Origin of the sequence: Bowmanella dokdonensis, assembly GCF_017254865.1 — a bacterium.
GTDB lineage: Bacteria > Pseudomonadota > Gammaproteobacteria > Enterobacterales > Alteromonadaceae > Bowmanella > Bowmanella dokdonensis.
The window spans coordinates 222,609-242,435 of record NZ_JAFKCV010000003.1; the positions used below are offsets into that span (position 1 = coordinate 222,609).

The window sequence follows — 19,827 nt, forward strand, 5'->3', positions numbered from 1 at the left end:
CGGTAATGACTTGTTAGTTATTCTTGCTGTCCTGCTTAAAAAAAACTTCAGCAAATCAGGAAATTAAACCATCGTTCCAGATTCAGGACTGATGGGGTCTTGATCTTTGCCCTAAGATCTGGAGCCTTTTTCTTATCGAAACCGGTGAAGACCCAATTGATAAGGGTAATCGGCATGGTTTTCTGCACATGGCTCCCTTATCATAGTGCCCCTGTCGAATCCAAGAGTGGTGATGTGAGCCAATCCTCCAGACCCGACCTGATCCATAGCCCCATCGCACCAACATTGAAGAGCATGACGCTGCCCATGATCCTTGGCATGGTCATGCTGATGACGTTTGGCTTGGTGGATACTTTTTTTGTCAGCCTGTTAGGCACAGAAGAACTGGCCGCCATCAGTTTTACCTTTCCGGTGACCTTTACACTGATCAGTCTCAATATTGGTCTGGGCATCGGTGCCTCTGCCACCATCGGCAGATATTTTGGCGCCGGCCAGGCACATTTAGCCAAGGAATTTGCCACCGGCGCATTGATGTTGTCGTTTCTGCTGGTGGGCATACTGGCTGTGCTCGGTTACCTGACCATTGGGCCCATATTTCGTCTTATTGGCGCATCCCCGCAGCAATTGGTGTTAATCCACGACTACATGGAAGTCTGGTACCTGGCTGGCGTGATGCTCGCCCTGCCCATGGTCGGCAACTCAGTGCTCAGAGCTTCAGGGGATACCCGAACACCCAGTATCATTATGGCGGCAGGTGGGTTGATCAATGCCATTTTGGATCCAATATTAATTTTTGGTTGGGGACCCGTGCCAGCATTGGGCATCCAAGGCGCTGCCATTGCGACGCTGATTGCCTGGACCTCCGGTTGTCTCTATATTCTCTATCTGCTGGTCGTCAGGCGTGGATTGGTCTTGCCCCGGCTGCTGAATCTTTCTGAGTTCATCATGACCAGCCGGGCAGTATTACGGATCGGATTGCCAGCGGCGGGGGCCAACATGCTCACACCTATTGCCAATGGTGTATTGACTGCCGTCGTTGCCACCTATGGGGCCGAAGCGGTGGCCACCTGGGGGGTGGGTAACAGACTGGAGTCCATTGCCAGTATTGTGATCCTGGCCCTTTCCATGAGCCTGCCTCCCTTTATCAGCCAGAATTTCGGTGCCGGCAGGATAGATCGGGTGAAGGAAAGCTATCTGCTGTGTATTCGCTTTGTTTTAATATGGCAACTGCTGGTCTTTGTCCTCCTGTGGATTGCTTCACCGCTGATTGCCATGGCGTTTGCAGAGGAACAAGAAGTGGCCGAGCTGATCCAGCTGTTTCTGATGATAGTGCCGCTGGGCTACGGTCTGCAGGGCGTTATCATTCTGACCAATTCGTCTTTTAATGCCATGCATCGTCCCATGAGCGCCCTGTCTCTGAGCATTGTCCGTCTGTTCATATTTTTTGTGCCGGTCTCTTATTTGGGCAGTCTGTTGTATGATTTGACCGGTCTGTTTGTTGCAGGCGTTGTGGCAAATCTGATGACGGCAGGTCTGGCGTTTATCTGGTTCAGGCGATTGCTCAAAGAAGAAGATTATTTACAAGCACAGACTACACAAGGAGTGACAGGATGAGCAGAGGGTTCGAACTGGTTTCCAGCTATAAACCGGCCGGCGATCAGCCTGCCGCCATCAGTTCGCTGGTGGAGGGTTTGCAGGACGGTCTGGCCAGCCAGACCCTGCTGGGCGTGACCGGCTCGGGCAAGACCTTTACCATGGCCAGCGTGATCGAAAAAGTTCAGCGGCCCACTCTGATCCTGGCCCACAACAAGACCTTGGCTGCCCAGCTGTATGGGGAAATGAAAGAGTTTTTTCCCAACAATGCCGTGGAGTACTTTGTATCCTATTACGATTACTATCAGCCGGAAGCCTATGTCCCCACGACTGACACTTTTATCGAAAAAGACTCTTCCATTAACGATCATATAGAGCAGATGCGCCTGTCGGCCACCAAGGCCCTGATGGAGCGAAGGGATGTGGTGATTGTATCCAGCGTATCGGCCATCTATGGACTGGGTGATCCCGAGTCCTATATGAAGATGTTGCTGCATCTTCGCCAGGGAGACTTGATGGACCAGCGGGACATTTTGCGTCGGCTGGCCGAGCTTCAATACACGCGAAATGACGTCAGCTTTGAACGGGGTACCTTCAGGGTCAGGGGAGATGTGATCGACATCTTTCCGGCAGATTCGGATCGGGAAGGGGTAAGGGTCGAACTCTTTGACGAGGAGATCGAAAAGATCAGCCTGTTTGATCCTCTCACCGGGGTCATTGATAAATCTGTCGCCCGGGCCACGGTCTTCCCCAAGACTCATTATGTGACGCCGAGGGAGAAAATCCTCGCTGCAATCGACCAGGTCAAACTGGAACTGGTTGAGCGCCGGGAGCAATTGAAAAGCGCCAACAAGCTGATTGAAGAGCAACGCATTACGCAGCGCACCCAGTTTGATATTGAGATGATGCTGGAACTGGGGTATTGCTCGGGCATTGAAAATTATTCACGTTATTTGTCCGGACGGGCTCCCGGCGAGCCGCCGCCGACCCTTATCGACTATTTTCCGGCCGACGGCCTGCTGTTTATCGATGAGTCCCATGTGACAGTGTCGCAAATTGGTGCCATGTTCAAAGGAGATCGCTCAAGGAAAGAAACGTTGGTGGAATACGGATTCAGGCTGCCCTCGGCCCTGGATAACAGGCCGCTGAAATTTGACGAGTTTGAGCGATTATCCCCACAGACCATCTATGTGTCTGCCACCCCTGGGAACTATGAACTGGAAAAGTCTGCCGGCGACGTGGTGGAACAAGTGGTCAGGCCCACCGGGCTGCTGGACCCCCTGCTGGAAGTCAGGCCGGTGGCGACCCAGGTGGACGATCTGCTGTCGGAGATCCACAAGAGGATCAAGGTGGATGAAAGGGTGCTGGTGACTACCCTGACCAAGCGGATGGCCGAAGATCTCAGCGATTATCTGGACGAGCATGGAATCAAGGTCCGTTATCTTCATTCGGATATCGATACGGTGGAAAGAATGGAGATCATCCGTGATCTGCGCCTGGGCAAGTTTGATGTACTGGTGGGGATCAATCTGCTCAGGGAAGGACTGGATATGCCGGAAGTGTCGCTGGTGGCGATACTTGATGCCGACAAGGAAGGCTTCCTGCGTTCCGAGCGCTCCTTAATCCAGACCATTGGCCGGGCTGCGCGGCATATTAACGGCAAAGCCATTTTATACGGTGATGTGATCACAGGCTCCATGCAGCGCGCTATCGACGAAACCAACCGCCGTCGTGAGAAGCAGCAGGCCCATAACCTTGCCAACAATATCCAACCCACCCGGCTGAACAAGCCGGTTACAGATGTGATGGATCTGGGAGAGGGACGGGTCAGGCTGCGTAAGGTGGCGGAGTCGAAGAAGTCCTACAAGGCTGTCTCGCCGGACCAGTTGCTGCACCAGATTGACGAACTGGAAAAACGTATGTTCAAGCATGCCAAGGAGCTGGAATTTGAGCAGGCCGCCGCAGTCAGGGATGAGGTCGAAGCCCTGCGTAAACAATTGGTGGCTGTTTCCTGAAGGACAGTACCTGCAGTCCCTTAGAAGGAAGTAAAATCCTATTTGCCAGTTTGGATAAAAGGAGTGTAGTATCTTTTAGCATACCTAAAAGATCTGGACTCCCATGCTAAACAGACTGCAAGAATCTGATATCAAGCTGCTGCGCGTATTCTACGCCGTGGCGTCCTGTAACGGCTTTACTGCTGCCGAGCCTGTATTGCGTATGCAAAGGCCGAATATCAGCGCGGCCATCAAGAAACTCGAAGAGCGCCTGGATCTGGTGCTTTGCCACCGGGGCAGGGGCGGTTTCCAGATGACCAAGGAAGGCGAAGTGGTGTTTCAGGAAACCAAGCGTATCTTTAACGCCTTCGACAACTTCGTATTTAATCTCAAAAGTCTGCACGACGACTACTCGGGTCATATTACCCTGGTGATGATGTCCAGTCTGCCTTTGAAACTGTCCCAGGCCATCAGCCAGGCCGTGAAAAGCACCATGCAGAAATTTGATGATATTCACTTCAATATTCAGACACGCTTGTACAACGAGGTGGAGCATGTAGCCTTGTCCGGAGAGTGTCACCTGGTGGTGTCCAGCTATGACATGGTCAAGCCGGAGTCCCTGGTTTTTCATCCGTTGGGTGTGGTGAATGAAGGGCGTCTTTATTGCCATGAATCCCATCCCCTGGCCAGATACAAGGAAAGCTTTCCTGATAAAATACGCCTGGAAGACTATGCCAGCATCGGTATTACCGGTTTGTCCTCGTCAAACTACATTGGCGAGAATCAGCGCATGTCCATTCATACGTTCTCCGATTCCTTCGAATCCTGCCTGGCCGCCATTCTGACCGGTAACTACCTTGGATTGCTGCCGGATTCACTGGTTAACGGACATCCTGAGCTTGGCCTGGTGGCAGTGGGAGGAGAAGATTTTCACTTCAGGCATGACTTTTTTGCCATCAATGGCAAGAACACTATTCTCAATCCGGTGCTCAAGCACTGTATCCGCGAAATGGCTTATTTCGCCCAGAAATGATGGGTGCCTTTGCCGGTCGGCCCTGAGGCAGACCGGCAGCGTATTGTCAGGCAGCCTGCTTCTTAAACAACTCCCTGAAGACGGGGTAAATATCTTCAATGGTGCGGATATGTTTCATGGCGAAATGATCGTTCAGCGCCTTCACTCCCTCATACTCACGCCAAAGGCTCTGATGCTGGCGCTGGGTAATCTCTATGTAGGCGTAATAACGCACAAGCGGCAGCAGATGCTGCTGTAACAGGGCACTGCACTGGGGAGAGTCATCCGCCCAGTTGTCACCGTCTGACGCCTGGGCAGCGTAGATATTCCACTCCCCGGGAGGGAAGCGTTCACGGACAATTTCATCCATCAGCTTCAGGGCACTGGAGACGATGGTGCCACCGGTTTCCTGGGAATAGAAGAATTCCTGTTCGTCCACTTCCTTGGCCTGGGTATGGTGGCGGATGTAGACCACCTGTACGTTCTTATAGGTACGGGTCAGAAACAGGTATAGGAGGATATAGAAGCGCTTGGCGATATCCTTGGTGGCCTGATCCATGGAGCCGGACACATCCATCAGACAAAACATCACAGCTTTGCTGGTGGGCAGCGGACGCTTCTCGAAATTGCGGAAGCGCAGGTCAATGGTATCCAAAAAAGGCACCTTGGCAATGCGCGATTTGAGCTCGGCGATCTCTCTTTCCAGATCCCGGATCTCCAGCTCATGGTCATGCTTGTCATTTTTCAGCGTCTCCAGTTCGGCTTCCAGCTCCCTGAGGCGTTTGCGTTTATCGCCGGTCAGGGCAATGCGCCTTGCCATGGACCCACGCAGGGAACGCACAATATCCAGATTGCTGGGTACGCCATCTGTTTTGAATCCGGCCCGGTAGGTCTTATATTCCACCAGCTTGTCCAACTGGGTTTTCTTCAGGTTGGGCAGGGCGAGATCTTCAAACAACAGATCAAGATATTCATCCTTGGAGATCTGAAAGACGAATTCATCCTCACCCTCGCCGCTGTCTGATGCGTCACCCTGGCCGGCTCCACCACCCTGACCGCCAAGGGGGCGCTGAATACGGTCACCCTGGCTGAATTGATCATTCCCCGGATGCACCATGTCTCTGACGCCGCCTTTACCCGTATGGAAAACAGGTTCCTTAATATCCCGGGTGGGGATATTGACGCTCTCGCCACTTTCTATGTCGGTGACACTGCGCTTGGAGATGGCGTCGGAGACGGCTTTTTTGATTTGCTGCTTATAACGACGGATAAAGCGCTGGCGGTTGACCGTGCTTTTACCCTTGCTGTTTTCTCTTCTGTCGATAAAGTGCGCCATACAACTCCCCCGCACCCTATGAAGATTTGCGTACACGCAAATACCATTCACACAGCAGTCTGACCTGCTTTCTGGTGTAGCCTTTTTCTGTCATACGTTTGACGAAATCGTCATGTTTCTTCTGATCCTCGGCACTGCTCTTGGCATTGAAAGAAATGACCGGCAGCAGGTCCTCGGTATTGGAGAACATCTTTTTCTCAATGACGGTACGCAGCTTCTCGTAGCTGGTCCAGGCCGGATTCTTGCCTTTGTTATTCGCCCGGGCCCGCAACACGAAATTAACGATTTCGTTGCGGAAGTCCTTGGGATTACTGATGCCGGCGGGTTTCTCAATTTTTTCCAGTTCGGCATTCAGGGCCTCACGGTCAAACAACTGTCCGGTTTCCGGATCCCGGTATTCCTGATCCTGGATCCAGAAGTCTGCATAAGTCACATAACGATCAAACAGGTTCTGACCATATTCTGAATAAGATTCCAGATAGGCAGTCTGGATTTCCTTACCGATGAATTCCACATACTTGGGGATCAGGTAACCCTTGAGGAATTCCTTATATCTGTCAGTGGTGTCCTGGGGAAACTGCTCCCGCTCCACCTGCCGTTCCAATACGTAGAACAAATGGACCGGATTGGCCGCCACCTCCATGGGATCGAAGTTGAACACTTTGGAGAGGATCTTAAAGGCGAAGCGGGTGGACAGCCCCTCCATACCCTCATCCACCCCAGCATAGTCGCGGTACTCCTGATAGGACTTGGCCTTGGGATCGGTATCTTTCAGGCTTTCCCCGTCATAGACCCGCATCTTGGAATAAATACTGGAGTTTTCCGGCTCCTTGAGGCGTGACAATACGCTGAACTGAGACAGGATCTCCAGCGTGCCCGGGGCGCAGGGGGCACCTGAGAGTTCACTGTTTTCCAGCAGCTTCTTGTAAATCTTCTGCTCTTCGCTGACCCGCAGACAATAAGGCACTTTGACGATATATACCCTGTCCAGGAAGGCTTCATTATTGCGGTTATTGCGAAAGCTCATCCACTCAGATTCGTTGGAGTGGGCCAGAATAATACCGTCGAAGGGCAGGGCGGAGAAACCTTCAGTGGGGTTATAGTTGCCTTCCTGCGTAGCGGTGAGCAGAGGATGAAGGACCTTGATGGGGGCCTTGAACATCTCCACAAACTCCATCAGCCCCTGATTGGCCTTGCACAGGGCACCGGAATAACTGTAGGCATCCGGATCATTCTGGGCATACTGTTCCAGTTTGCGGATATCTACCTTGCCCACCAGGGCGGAAATATCCTGGTTGTTGTCATCTCCGGGTTCGGTTTTGGCCACAGCAATCTGGTCCAGCACGGAAGGATGCATTTTAACCACCCGGAACTTGGCGATATCACCATTGAATTCGTGCAGGCGTTTTCTGGCCCAGGGGGACATGATCGTCTTCAGGTAACGGCGGGGGATGCCATACTCCTTTTCCAGGATTTCGCCGTCTTCATTCAGATCGAACAGACACAGCGGGTGGTCATTAACCGGGGAACCCTTGAGGCAATATACAGGCACGTTCTGCATCAGTTCCTTGAGTTTTTCGGCCAGGGACGATTTACCGCCACCTACCGGCCCAAGCAGGTAAAGTATCTGTTTCTTCTCTTCCAGGCCCTGGGCCGAATGTTTGAGATAGGAAACAATTTGCTCGATGGATTCCTCCATGCCAAAGAAATCCGAAAAAGACGGATAGCGGGCGATAGTGCGGTTAGAAAAGATACGGCTGAGGGCGGGATCCTGGGAAGTGTCCACCATCTGCGGTTCGCCGATAGCCAGCAACAGACGCTCCGCAGCATTGGCATAGGCCGTCTTGTCCTGCTTGCAGAGCTCCAGGAACTCGCTGATGCTGTACTCTTCTTCTTTATGAGCTTCATATCTTTGTTGGTAGTGCTCGAAAATACCCATAACCACCTCCGGGACATTAAGATTTGCATGCGTGAGGAAGAAAAGTGCCCATTTCGTCAAGGCGCCTCATCTAAAGGTTAGACCCTAATTTTGGGGTCCGTGTTGCTATTTAACGATTTCTGGGCAAAAAATTCCCGCCCCCACAGCCCCTTTTGCTGAGGGAGAACCGGCGTGGCCATATTCAGGATGGGGTCTGTGCCGTTTGAAACATTTTCTAACCAATTCAACGTGTTTGTATGTGCAGATGGGTTTGCCAGTAGCCCTCATCCCGGTAGACTGCGAGTTTTACTTGCCATGAGAAGCAATGATGAAACTTACTTCCCCTACCCTGATAAAAGTGGCGCTCAGCGCCGCACTGATAGGCAGCCTTGCGGCTTGTAGCCAGACACCCGAGCAGAGCAGTCAGGCGAACAGAAGCAGCGCCAGTGAGGTTATGGCCAGCCACGCTGTACCGCTGGGTGAGGCCAATCCGTTGCTGGCCAACTGGCAGGGCCCCTACGGCGGCGTACCGGCCTTTGACGCAATGGAACTGAAATGGGTTAAACCCGCTTTGCAGGAAGGGATGGACAGACAACTGGCGGAACTGGATGTCATCGCCAACAATCCCGCCCCAGCGACGTTCGAGAATACCATCGTCGCCTATGAAAAAGCCGGCCGTGATCTGGACAGGGTGTTTACCTACTATGGGATTTTGAGTGCCAATCTGTCCAGTCCCGAGTTTCGTGAAATCCAGAAAGAGATGGCCCCGAAGCTGTCGGCCTTCTACTCGAAGATCACCCAGAATGACAAACTGTTTGATCGTATCAAGACCGTCTATGAAAGCGAATCCCTTAAGACCATGCGGTCCGATCAACAGCGACTGGTCTATCTGATTTATGACGGCTTCGCCAGCAATGGTGCCACCCTGACCGGCCAGGCCAGGGAACGTTATGCAGAAATCAATCTGGAACTGGCCAAACTGCACACGAAATTCTCCAGCAATGTGCTGGCCGACGAGGAAAACTATGTGCTGTTCCTGAACAAAGAACAGCTCGGCGGCCTCCCGGAATCGGTGGTCAGAGCCGCCGCACAGGCCGCCAAGGAGAGGGGACGGGAGGGTATGTATGCCATCACCAATACGCGCTCTTCCATGGATCCGTTCCTGACGTTCTCCGACGAGCGTGAATTACGTGAGCAGGTATGGCGCACCTATTACAATCGCGGCGACAACAATGACGAGTTTGACAATAACGCCCTCATTTCACAGATTCTCAAGCTGCGGGACGAACGGGTCGAACTACTGGGCTATGACAACTATGCCCAGTGGCGACTGTCCAATCGTATGGCCAAGACCCCACAGCGTGCGATGGAACTGATGGAGTCCGTCTGGCCTGCTGCCATCGCGCGGGTGAAGGAAGAGGTGGCGGATATGCAGGCCATAGCCGATGCCGAAGGGGCGGATATCAGTATTGAGCCCTGGGATTACCGCTACTATGCAGAAAAGGTCCGCAAGGCCAAATACGATCTGGACTCGGATGAGGTCAAACAGTACTTGCAACTGGGCAAGCTACGGGAGGCCATGTTCTATGTAGCCGGCCGCTTGTTTAACTTCGAATTTTCTGCCGTGCCACAAGGTTCGGTGCCGGTCTTCCATCCGGATGTGAGGGTGTGGGAAGTCAAAGATAAGACCAGCGGCAAACTGGTTGGTCTTTGGTATCTGGACCCCTTTGCCCGTCAGGGTAAACGCTCAGGAGCCTGGGCTAACAGTTACCGCAGCCACAGTACATTCGATGGCAAGCAGACGGTGTTGTCCTCTAACAATTCCAACTTTGTCAAAGGGGTACCTGGAGAACCTGTGCTAATTTCCTGGGATGACGCCGAAACCTATTTCCATGAGTTCGGTCATGCCCTGCACGCCTTATCCTCCAAAGTGGCTTATCCCTCTTTGAACAGTGGGGTAAGGGACTATACCGAGTTCCAGTCCCAGTTGTTGGAACGCTGGTTGTTGACCGACGAAGTCATCGACAACTACTTGGTGCATCACCGGACTGGCCAGCCGATACCAGATGACCTGGTGGCCAAGATCAAAAAGGCCGCCACTTTCAATGAAGGATTCAAGACTACGGAATACCTGGCCTCGGCGTTAATCGACCTGAAGCTGCATATGACTGATCCCCAGGGGCTGGACCCGGGCAAATTTGAGCGGGAAACCCTTGAGCAGCTCGGTATGCCAAAAGAGCTGGTGATGCGTCACCGCACTCCCCATTTTGGCCATGTGTTTTCTGGCGAAGGCTATTCGGCCGGGTACTATGGTTACATGTGGGCTGAGGTGCTGACCTCGGATGCGGCAGAGGCATTCGCAGAAGCACCGGGGGGCTTTTATGACAAGGAGGTGGCGGCCAGACTGGTTGAGCACCTGTTTTCCATCCGCAACGCCCAGGATCCGGCCGAGGCCTACCGGGCGTTTCGTGGCCGGGACGCTAAGGTGGAAGCCCTGATGCGCGACCGGGGATTTCCTGTGGGCACTGAAGTAAAGATGTAAACCGCCCGATCTGGCCGACCAGAACAAAAGTATTATTGCTTGAGGATATGGGTATCTCCCCATTCCTTTAGCTTGAGCAGAATCGGGGCCAGGGTGGCCCCTTTTTCTGTCAGCCTGTATTCTACTTTGGGAGGCACCTGGGCATAGACTTGCCGGTCCACCATTCCGTCCTCTTCCAATTCGCGCAACTGTCTGGTCAACATCCTCTGCGTCACTCCCGGAAGCAGCCGCCTCAGTTCATTGAACCGCCTGATGCCAGGAATTAAGTGGTAAAGAATAACGCCTTTCCATTTACCTCCGACCACTTCCAGAGCCGATTCCACGCCGCAGTCCGTACTGATGTTACGTTGGTTGGTTTTATTTCTCATAGTATACAAAGTGACACTAATGCACATAAATGTGCATTCTTACATAAAGTCCTGAGGTTGACTAAGATGCGACTTTGACTGCCAAGCGCGAAGCGACCTTTTTCAAAAATCAGGAACCAAGATGACCGACTCACAAATCCGTTTTTCTTCCGTGGCCTTTCAAGGCAGTAGCAACAGTTTCAGGCAAGTGGAAACTGTCCTGCAAGCACCCGATGGACACGACCTGCTGGTCAGAATCCTGGCCGTTTCCGTCAACCCGGTTGATCTCAAGGTCAGGCAGGCCAAAACGGGTTTAGATGACAGCCTGCATGTGCTGGGTTGGGATGCCACGGCCATCGTTGAGCGGGTGGGGCACAAGGTGGAAGGTTTCAAACCTGGAGACCGTATTTGGTACGCGGGCCAGATTAACCGCGCTGGTAGTAATGCTGAATACCAATTGGTGGATGCCAGAATCGTCTCCCGAGCGCCAGGCAACCTGGATGATAGTGAGTCGGCGGCGATGCCGCTGACGTTGCTGACGGCCTGGGAAGCATTGTTTGACAGACTCGGCTATCAGTTGTGGCCGGTTGAGGCTGGCAAAAAGCGACTGCTGATCATTAACGGCGCGGGGGGCGTGGGATCGGTGGCTATCCAGTTGGCCAGTCTTGCCGGTATCGAGGTGACCGCAACAGCGTCCAGGGCTGAGTCCCAGCAGTGGTGTCGTGACCTGGGGGCAAGCCATGTCCTGCCGCATAATGAACTGACAGGCATGGCGGCCGATCAGTTTGATCGCATTCTTTGTTGCCATGATACCGACCGGTATTTCGAAGAAATGGTAAGGTTGGTAGCCCCCTATGGCCTGATATGTGCGTTATCCAGTACCACAAAGGATCACAATCTCAAGCCACTGATGGCCAAGAGCGCCGGTTTTGTCTGGGAATATATGTTCACACCAGGGCTGTATCAATCCCATTTAATGGCTCGCCAGCAACAGATTCTCAGCCAGGGAGCCACATTGTTTGAGCAAGGCAAATTGAAGCCGACATTGACACAGCGACTCAGGGGGATGTCGCCAGAGAACCTTGAAAAAGCCCATCGACTGGTTGAAACGGGGAAACTGATGGGCAAGCTGGTGATACAGGCATAGGTCGGTCCCAGGGCGTATATTCTGTCAACTCAAGTTATTTGGGAGGGCCTGAAATGGTGCGCATACTGTTGATTCTGTTGCTCGGTTACCTGTTGTTGGTAATGGCCCTATACCTGTGGCAGCGCAGTCTGCTGTATTTTCCCGCCACTTACCGTCCCTCAGATGAACAGCTCCAGAGCTTGGGCCTGACCCCCTGGCCACAGGACGAATGGCGGGGATATCTGGGTGAGCCAAAGCACAGTGATGCCAAGGGGACGGTACTGGTGTTTCATGGCAACGCCGGGTCCGCCTGGCAGCGGGATTATTTTGCCAAAGCACTGACTGCGCGGGGCTACCGGGTCCTGCTGGCAGAGTACCCGGGCTATGGAGGACGGGCAGGTAAGCCCAGTGAACGGACTCTGGTGCAGGACGCGCTGCAGACCCTGTCTCTTGCCCGGCAGACTTTCAGCGGGCCGGTATATCTATGGGGAGAATCCCTGGGGGCGGCCGTGACGGCAGCCATGACCGCGCAACTGGGCCGGGGGGATGTGGATGGCCTGGTGCTGCAATCTCCCTGGCGCAGCCTGGCTGAACTGGCTTCCCATCATTACTGGTATCTGCCGGTGGACTGGTTGCTGCGAGACAGATTTGACAGCCAGACGCATCTGCAGGATTTTGCTTCGCCCGTTGCCGTGCTGGTGGCCGGACAGGACGAGATCGTGCCGGTCAGCTTCAGCCTGAGCCTGTACCAGCAGTTATCAGCGCCCAAGCGACTGTGGCGGTTTTCCCAGTCGGGCCACAATAATCTGCCTCTGCAGGCAGATGCGGACTGGTTTGATGAGGTCATGGAATTTCTGGCTACAGGCGGAAAATCAGGCTGATCTATTCCGCCATTATCACGTATCCTGACTAAAATCCTTCAGGTCATTCAAATGTACACTCTGCATCATCTCAATAACAGCCGCTCGCAACGTATTCTCTGGTTGTTGGAGGAACTGGGCCTTGACTACAAGATCCAGTGTTACCAGCGTGATCCTCAAACTATGCTGGCTCCCGAGAGCCTCAGGCGGGTGCATCCGCTGGGCAAATCACCGCTGCTGGAAAAGGACGGCCTGGTGCTGGCCGAATCCGGCGCCATTATTCAGTACCTGTGTGAACAACATGGCCAGGACTGGATTCCGGGTAGCGGTACACAAGCCCACCTGGATTACCATTACTGGCTGCATTTTGCCGAAGGCAGCCTGATGCCGCCCATGCTGCTCAAACTGGTAATGGACAAGGTGCGCACCAGTCCAATGCCGTTTTTTGCCAGGCCCATTGCCCGCAAAATCGCTGACAAGGCGATGAAGAGTTTTATTGCCGCCAATATCCGCAACAACCTGATGTTTGTCGAACAGCGCCTGGAAGGCCGTCAGTGGCTGACAGGGGACAGTCCATCCGGGGCGGATGTGCAGATGAGTTTTCCGCTGGAGGCGGCTGTGGCCCGGGGCCTGGCGGCAGACGAGCACCCCAATATTCAGGCCTATGTCAGGCGGATCCATGCAAGACCCGCCTACCAGAAGGCGTTGCTGGCCGGTGGTGAGTATGCTTATGCCTAGAGCACCGAATGGTTAAGTCATGCTCACCAGGCTAATTTAAGGCGACTCCCACAGGGCGGGACAGGTGGCTATCCCTTAACCATTCGGTGCTCTAGCCCCGGGACAGTTCTCCCAGTCGGACAATGCCCGCTTCTACCTTATCGTTCCAGGGCAGGCCGTAGCTGAGGCGAATGCAGTGGCGATACTTGTCGGACGCGGCAAACAAGGTCCCCGGCATCAGACTGATGCCGGCGTTCAGGGCCTGACGGAACAGCAGGCTGCCATCCAGTTTTCGCGGTAACTCCAACCACAACACTGCCCCGCCGCCCGGATTGCTCAGACGGGTGCCGGGAACAAAGTGTTGCTGAACTTTTGCACTCATGCGCTCCTTGTTGGTGTGCAACACCTGTCGGAGCTGCTTGAGGTAACGATCGTATTCACCACTGCCGATGTACTCCGACAGTGTCCATTGGTTCAGCAGGGACGCCGAGCAGGACAGGGCACGCTTGAGCCTCGCCCCCTGAGCAGAGAAATTCGGTGCCAACAACCAGCCCACCCGGTAGCTGGGTGCGGCCGTCTTGGAGAAAGAGGAACAACTCAGTACCAGACCCCTGGTCGAATAAATCTGTGCCGGCAGGCCACGTTTGTCGCCGAAATACAGATCCCCATAGACGTCGTCTTCGATCAGGCCGATGCCTTTGGATTCCAGCAATTCAACCAGCGCCTCCTTGCTTGCCTCATCCAGCACCGATCCCATGGGATTGGTAATGGTGGTGGAAAACACACAGGCCTTGATGGGATGCTGGCTGACAGCCTGTTCGATGTCTTGCAGGCTCAGACCCTTTTGCGAACAAACGGGTATTTCGTACACCAGCATGCCCAGGCTTTCGATCAGTTCCAGAATGCCGAAATAGCAGGGGGATTCCACCGCAATCACATCCCCCGGTTTGGCCAGCATTTTGAGGGAGATGGTCAGGGCCTCCTGGGCGCCGTTGGTGATCACTATCTGCGCCGGATCCACCTGCATACCCATCTGCAGATAGCGATAGGCCAGCTGCCGCCGGAGTGGCTCGAAGCCGGCAAAGGCACCGTAGCCGATGGCTTGCTCACCCGCCATGGACATGACCCGACGCATGGTCCGGGCCAGCGCCTTGTTGCTGGGCAGGGCCGCCACCGGATTGCAGATGCCAAATGGCAGGGTGCCTGGCGTATGCACGGCGCCGTGGATCTCTTCGATAAGCTGCTGCCGGCTCACCGGCAGGGCTCTGGCGGCCAGCTTGGGCTTGCGCGGCACCGCTCCCTGCACTTGTCTGCCGCTGAGGAAATAGCCGGACTTTGGCCTGGAGATCACCAGACCGATGCGTTCCAGTTCTTCATAGGCCTGCTTGACCGTCGGCACACTGATATTCAAGGTGTCGGCCAACTGCCGGAGTGAGGGAATACGGTCTCCCACTTTCAGTGTGCCGTTGTGCTGCATGTCACGGATGATGTCCGCCACCTGTCGGTACAGGTAGCGGTTGGCCTGGCGAGTAACAATCTGAGACATAATCTGTATAGGTCGCTTTTTTACAATCTGTATATGTTAAGTGCACAGATAATCTTTATCATGCTTGCTATCCAACCTCAACCGTCAGGGACATAGATGAAAAACTTTCTGCTGTATCTGGTTACCGTTCTGATCTGGGGATCGACCTGGCTGGCCATCGAATTTCAGTTGGGAGTGGTGGCCGCCGAGGTGTCCCTGGTCTATCGTTTTGCCATGGCTGCGCTGCTGATGTGGGGTTATTGTCTGTATCGGAAACTGCCGATGCGCTATGACCTGGTGCAACATGGTTTTTTTATCCTGCTGGCGGCGTTTAATTTCTGCTTCAACTACCTGGTGCTTTACTGGGCGCAGGAATATCTGACATCGGCGCTGGCGTCCATTGCATTCACTACCCTGCTGTTGATGAACATTGTCAACACCCGGTTGTTCTTCGGCAGGCCGATTGCCGGTCGGATCTATGCCGGTGCCCTGCTGGGCATCATCGGCATTGTGTTACTGTTCTGGACCGACGTGCAGGATCTGGACCTGTCCAACCTGACCCTGATGGGACTATTGATGGCGCTGTCAGGGACCCTGTTTGCCTCACTGGGGAATATGGTCAGTGTGCGCAACTCGGCTCGGCAGGTGGGCATCTTGCAGGGCAACGCCTGGGGCATGCTCTACGGCACAGGGATTCTGAGCCTGGTGGTGTGGATAAGCGGCGCCCAGTTCACGTTCGATACCCGTATGCCATATGTCCTCAGCCTGCTGTATCTGTCGGTCTTTGGCACCGTCATCGCCTTTGCCTGCTATTTCGTGCTGCTGAAGAACATCGGCCCGGAACGGGCCAGTTATGTGATCGTGTTGTTTCCTCTGGTGGCGGTGGTGCTTAGCACCTGGTTTGAGGGCTTCGTCTGGCACGCCAACACGGTATGGGGTTTCTTGCTGGTCCTGACCGGTAATGCCCTGGTACTGACGCCACTGGAAAGATTCAGGCAATGGCGGCTGGCTCGCCGCCCGTTGCCGCAAAGCCCCTGACGGGTTTTTGCCTGGTAGGATGATGGTCAGTCCGGCTTTTTAACCAGTCTGCCATCCTTGATGACCCAGTTAACCCGTTCCAGGGTACTGATGTCCTCAAGGGGATTGCCTGACACGGCGATAATATCGGCCAGTTTGCCTTCGCTGAGACTGCCCAGTCGTTCCTGCTGTCTGAGCAGGGTGGCGGCATTGATGGTCGCCGACTGTATGGCCTGCAAGGGTGTCATTCCGAAGCGCACCATGCGCGAAAATTGCTTTCCGTTGTCCCCGTGGGGATAGACACCGGCATCCGAACCGAACACCATTTTGGCCCCGGCTTTCACCGCCCGGCTGAAACTGTCCCGTTGTTTGCTGCCGACCACCCGCTCCTTATCCAGGCTTTCCTGCAGTATGCCGGCATTCTCTCCCTCGCTGAGAATGTATTCAGTATTGTAGATATCCATAGACAGATAAGTGCCATGCTGTTTGGCCAGCTTGATGGCTTCATCATCGAGGAAACTGGCGTGCTCAATACTGCTGACCCCGGCACGTATCGCCGCCTTGATCCCCTCGGTACCGTGGGCATGAGCCGCTACGGTAATGCCACGCAGTTTGGCTTCTTCCACCAGAGCGTTCATCTCTTCCTGACTGTATTGCTGGGCGCCCACTTTGGTGCCCTTGGACAATACCCCGCCGGTGGCGCAGTATTTGATGAGATCGGCGCCATATTTAATGTTCATACGGACTTTTTCCCGCACCGCCCAGGGGCCGTCGGCTACCGCTGCTGACTTGTCCTGGTATTCGAACGGTAGCAGGTTATTGTCACAGTGACCGCCGGTAATGCCCAGAGGAATGCCCGAGGCGAAAATCCGCGGACCGGCAATATCTCCCTCGTTGATGGCATCGCGCAAGGCCACATCGCTGAAGCCGCCGGCTCCCAGATTGCGGATGGTGGTAAAGCCGGCCATCAGGGTCTTTTGGGCATTGGCCACGCCATAAAGGGTTTCCCTGGGTAGCGAGATCTCCAGTCCCTTGTAGCCGTGCATTGCGGCGTCTGAAGTGATATGCACGTGCATGTCCATCAGACCAGGCAGCAGTGTCTGGCCCTTTAAGTCCAGGACGTTGGCGCTTTCAGGCAAATTGAGCTTATCCTGGGAAGTGACCTGCTCAATACGATTGTCTCTGATCACCAGGGCAGGGGATTCAATCCGCTTGCCGGTCAGTACATCGATCATGGCGTCGGCTTTGATGACCAGGGGATCGGCGAGCGCACTGGTGCCGCCCAACAGTAATCCGGCGGCAAGGGCAGGTAGCTTCATATCGTTGTCCAAATTCTTGAAGTAGAAACAGCAGGGTATGCCGGGGACAGGCTGTGTTCAACGAATTTGGACGGAAATAAGGCTCAGCTTAACCTGGTATGCCTGCTCAGCAGGCCGGCCCTGGGCAACCACAGGGACAGAGCCAGTCCCAGCAGTCCCAGAAGCCAGGCCCACAGATCGCCAAATCTTGCATAAGGGGTCGTGCCGCGGTATTGCCGGAGCGTAGCACTGAGCACCGCTTCCTCGAACTGGGGCAGGCTGGCCTGAATGCTGCCGTCTGCATCAATGAGGGCGGTAATACCATTGTTCGTTGCCCTGAGCACCGGCAGGCCAAATTCCTTGGCGCGTACCCGGGCAATTTCCAGATGCTGGTGGGGACCGTGGGAGCGGCCGAACCAGGCATCGTTGCTGACGGTCAGGATAAAATCCGTGTATTGATGCAGATTGGCGCGGATCTGGTTAGGAAAAGCTATCTCAAAACAAATGGCCGGCGCCAGCCGATAACCCTTGACCGTCATGTTGGTCTGCTGGTAATCGCCGCGGCTGAAGGATGACATGGGCAGATCAAAAATGGGTGCCAGCCCCCGCAGCCAGTCTTCCAACGGAATAAACTCACCTATGGGTAACAGGTGATGCTTGGCATAGCGATTGGCATAGGGATAAGCATAATGTCCTTCGGGTTCACCGTCGCGACTGCCCAGTACAATAAGTTGATTGTAGGCACTTCGGGTTTCGAAGTTGTAGTTGACGATGCCGGTGACCAGTCCCACTCCATGGGCGCCCAGGCGCACATCCACGTCATGCAGGTAGTCCAGGGCCAGAGGCTCCAGTTTTGGCACGGCCGCTTCGGGCCAGACAATCAGGTCTGCATCCAGATAAGGCTCGGTCAGTTGCCAGTATTTCTGCATGGTGGGTTTGTCCTGTTCAGGTACCCAGCGCAGTTCCTGTTTGATATTACCCTGCACCATCACCAGATTGGCCTGCTGCCCTGTGGGCGAGGTCCACTTTACCTGGTTCAGCACCAAGCCGCATACGAGAAGTACTGCCAGCAGCAAACAGGCGGACAGAAACTGCCGCTTGGGCACCATCAGCGCCAGGGCACTGGATAGCATCACCAACAGCATGCTGACGCCGGTTTCTCCAATCAGTGGCATAAAGCCGCCGAGCGGCCCCTGTAACTGGCTGTAACCCAGGGAAAGCCAGGGAAAACCGGTCAGTACCCAGCTACGTAACCATTCACAAACCAGCCAGATAAAGGGAATAGCCAGTGGCCACCAGGCTCGTTTGACCAATCGCACTAACAACCAGCTTGCCAGGGCCGGATACAGGGAAAGATAGGCACACAGCAGCAGCATCAGGCTCAGCGAGCCAATTAGCGGCAGGCCACCGAAGTCGGCAATACTGACATGCACCCAACTAACGCCGGTGCCGAACCAGCCAAGACCAAAACAGAAACCCAGCAAAAACGGATAGTGGCTGGCGCGAAATGCCAGCAGCCAAAAAAAGCCGCCAAGCAGCGCAGGCACCAACAACCAGAGTGAGAAAGGGGCAAACCCCAGGGTCAGTCCGCATCCGGCCAGCAAGGCCAGCAAACAGGGGAGAAGACGGCTGTCAGCCGCCCTGATCTTCGCCATCATCCTTTTTCGGCAGACTCACTTTAAGTTGAATCAGACGTCGCTTGTCTGCATTGGTCACCCGGAATTCGATGCCGTCGATTTCCACTGCCTCATCGCGCATAGGCATATGGCCAAAAGCCCGCAAGACGATACCGCCTATGGTGTCTGCTTCTTCTTCATCAAAGCCGGTATTGAAGTAGTCATTGAAATCTTCCACCGGCGTCAGTGCCTTAACGGAGAAGGTATACTTGTTGAGCTGGCGGATATCCTCGGTTTCATTTTCTTCGATATCATGCTCATCCTCTATCTCACCGACGATGAGTTCGAGAATATCCTCGATAGTGGCCAGACCCGATACCCCGCCATACTCATCCACCACAATGGCCATATGGTAGCGTTCCTGGCGAAACTCACGCAGCAGCACGTCCACTCGCTTGCTTTCCGGCACTATGATGGCCGGACGCAGGATATCCTTAAGTTTGAAGTCTTTTTCCGGGTTGAAACCATATTCGAGCAGATCCTTGGCCAGCAGGATCCCTTCGATATGGTCCTTGTCCTCGTTGATGACAGGAAAGCGCGAGTGGGCCGACTCCAATACCACCGGTAGAAACTCACCGACGCTCTGGTCTATGCCGATGGTGACGATCTGGGCTCTGGGGATCATGATGTCCCTGACCCGCATTTCGCTGATTTCCAGCACTCCCTCGATCATTTCCCGGGTGGCGGAATCAATTACATCACGCTGCTGCGCTTCGTTGATAACTTCCACCAGTTGTTCCCGGTTTTGCGGTTCTCCCGAGAGGGACTGGACTATCTTGCCCAGCCAGCCCTGCTTGGCAGAACCGTTACTAGAGTGGGGGTTGTCGTCGCTCATAAGCTCCAATCTTTAAGGTAATAAGGGGCTA

15 protein-coding genes are annotated in these 19,827 nt (G+C 54.3%); 8 read left to right on the plus strand and 7 right to left on the minus strand.

Annotated features, from left to right (window positions below; translation table 11 throughout):
* The first annotated feature begins 294 nt into the window (after nucleotides 1–294).
* The 3 genes from J0A66_RS06955 to J0A66_RS06965 all read left to right on the plus strand — a co-directional run bounded on the left by J0A66_RS06955 (nucleotide 295) and on the right by J0A66_RS06965 (nucleotide 4,620).
* Nucleotides 295–1,614, plus strand: a complete 1,320-nt coding sequence (locus J0A66_RS06955; protein ID WP_439098863.1) for an MATE family efflux transporter — start codon at nucleotides 295–297, stop codon at nucleotides 1,612–1,614.
* A complete protein-coding gene (uvrB, locus tag J0A66_RS06960; protein ID WP_206573070.1) occupies nucleotides 1,611–3,608 on the plus strand; it encodes an excinuclease ABC subunit UvrB in 1,998 nt (665 codons plus the stop codon). The genes J0A66_RS06955 and uvrB overlap by 4 nt, the downstream gene beginning before the upstream one ends.
* Nucleotides 3,609–3,711: 103 nt before the next feature.
* Nucleotides 3,712–4,620 (plus strand): LysR family transcriptional regulator, encoded by a 909-nt coding sequence (locus J0A66_RS06965; RefSeq protein WP_206573071.1) that lies wholly within the window; start codon nucleotides 3,712–3,714, stop codon nucleotides 4,618–4,620.
* 46 nt (nucleotides 4,621–4,666) lie between these two features.
* Here J0A66_RS06965 and J0A66_RS06970 read toward each other — a convergent pair whose 3' ends face one another.
* Both J0A66_RS06970 and J0A66_RS06975 read right to left on the minus strand, forming a co-directional pair.
* On the minus strand, nucleotides 4,667–5,935 hold the full coding sequence (locus J0A66_RS06970; protein WP_206573072.1) for a YeaH/YhbH family protein: 1,269 nt from the start codon (nucleotides 5,933–5,935) through the stop codon (nucleotides 4,667–4,669).
* Nucleotides 5,936–5,951: 16 nt separating this feature from the next.
* Nucleotides 5,952–7,874, minus strand: coding sequence for a PrkA family serine protein kinase (locus tag J0A66_RS06975; RefSeq protein ID WP_206573073.1), 1,923 nt, complete (start codon nucleotides 7,872–7,874; stop codon nucleotides 5,952–5,954).
* A 304-nt stretch (nucleotides 7,875–8,178) separates the two neighbouring features.
* Here J0A66_RS06975 and J0A66_RS06980 point away from each other — a divergent pair, with 304 nt between their 5' ends.
* Complete coding sequence (locus J0A66_RS06980; RefSeq protein ID WP_439098862.1) at nucleotides 8,179–10,395, plus strand: M3 family metallopeptidase; 2,217 nt, start codon at nucleotides 8,179–8,181, stop codon at nucleotides 10,393–10,395.
* A gap of 32 nt (nucleotides 10,396–10,427) precedes the next feature.
* On the opposite strand, the gene J0A66_RS06985 is transcribed toward J0A66_RS06980, so the two are convergent.
* A complete protein-coding gene (locus J0A66_RS06985; RefSeq protein WP_369127361.1) occupies nucleotides 10,428–10,790 on the minus strand; it encodes a winged helix-turn-helix transcriptional regulator in 363 nt (120 codons plus the stop codon).
* Nucleotides 10,791–10,884: 94 nt separating this feature from the next.
* Between J0A66_RS06985 and J0A66_RS06990 the strand changes: the two genes are divergently transcribed.
* Genes J0A66_RS06990 through J0A66_RS07000 form a run of 3 tightly spaced genes read left to right on the plus strand, consistent with a single transcriptional unit; the run spans nucleotide 10,885 to nucleotide 13,466 of the window.
* Nucleotides 10,885–11,889, plus strand: coding sequence for a zinc-binding alcohol dehydrogenase family protein (locus J0A66_RS06990; protein ID WP_206573075.1), 1,005 nt, complete (start codon nucleotides 10,885–10,887; stop codon nucleotides 11,887–11,889).
* Nucleotides 11,890–11,942: 53 nt separating this feature from the next.
* Complete coding sequence (locus tag J0A66_RS06995) at nucleotides 11,943–12,749, plus strand: alpha/beta hydrolase (RefSeq protein ID WP_206573076.1); 807 nt, start codon at nucleotides 11,943–11,945, stop codon at nucleotides 12,747–12,749.
* Between the two features lie 51 nt (nucleotides 12,750–12,800).
* On the plus strand, nucleotides 12,801–13,466 hold the full coding sequence (locus J0A66_RS07000) for a glutathione S-transferase (protein ID WP_206573077.1): 666 nt from the start codon (nucleotides 12,801–12,803) through the stop codon (nucleotides 13,464–13,466).
* A 91-nt stretch (nucleotides 13,467–13,557) separates the two neighbouring features.
* Here the strand turns inward: J0A66_RS07000 and J0A66_RS07005 are convergent, their stop codons facing one another.
* A complete protein-coding gene (locus J0A66_RS07005) occupies nucleotides 13,558–14,991 on the minus strand; it encodes an aminotransferase-like domain-containing protein (RefSeq protein ID WP_206573078.1) in 1,434 nt (477 codons plus the stop codon).
* A gap of 96 nt (nucleotides 14,992–15,087) precedes the next feature.
* Between J0A66_RS07005 and J0A66_RS07010 the strand changes: the two genes are divergently transcribed.
* Nucleotides 15,088–16,008 carry a DMT family transporter gene (locus J0A66_RS07010; RefSeq protein ID WP_206573079.1) on the plus strand — a complete coding sequence of 307 codons (921 nt, stop codon included), beginning with the start codon at nucleotides 15,088–15,090 and terminating at the stop codon, nucleotides 16,006–16,008.
* Between the two features lie 26 nt (nucleotides 16,009–16,034).
* Here J0A66_RS07010 and J0A66_RS07015 read toward each other — a convergent pair whose 3' ends face one another.
* The 3 genes from J0A66_RS07015 to corC form a co-directional block, all read right to left on the minus strand.
* Entirely contained in the window at nucleotides 16,035–17,306 is a 1,272-nt protein-coding gene (locus tag J0A66_RS07015; protein WP_206573080.1) for a Xaa-Pro dipeptidase, read from the minus strand.
* A gap of 83 nt (nucleotides 17,307–17,389) precedes the next feature.
* Nucleotides 17,390–18,940 (minus strand): apolipoprotein N-acyltransferase, encoded by a 1,551-nt coding sequence (lnt, locus tag J0A66_RS07020; protein ID WP_206573081.1) that lies wholly within the window; start codon nucleotides 18,938–18,940, stop codon nucleotides 17,390–17,392.
* Nucleotides 18,918–19,796: a CNNM family magnesium/cobalt transport protein CorC gene (gene corC / locus J0A66_RS07025; RefSeq protein WP_206573082.1), complete on the minus strand. Its 879-nt coding sequence runs from the start codon at nucleotides 19,794–19,796 to the stop codon at nucleotides 18,918–18,920. The genes lnt and corC overlap by 23 nt, the downstream gene beginning before the upstream one ends.
* Between the last annotated feature and the right edge of the window lie 31 nt (nucleotides 19,797–19,827).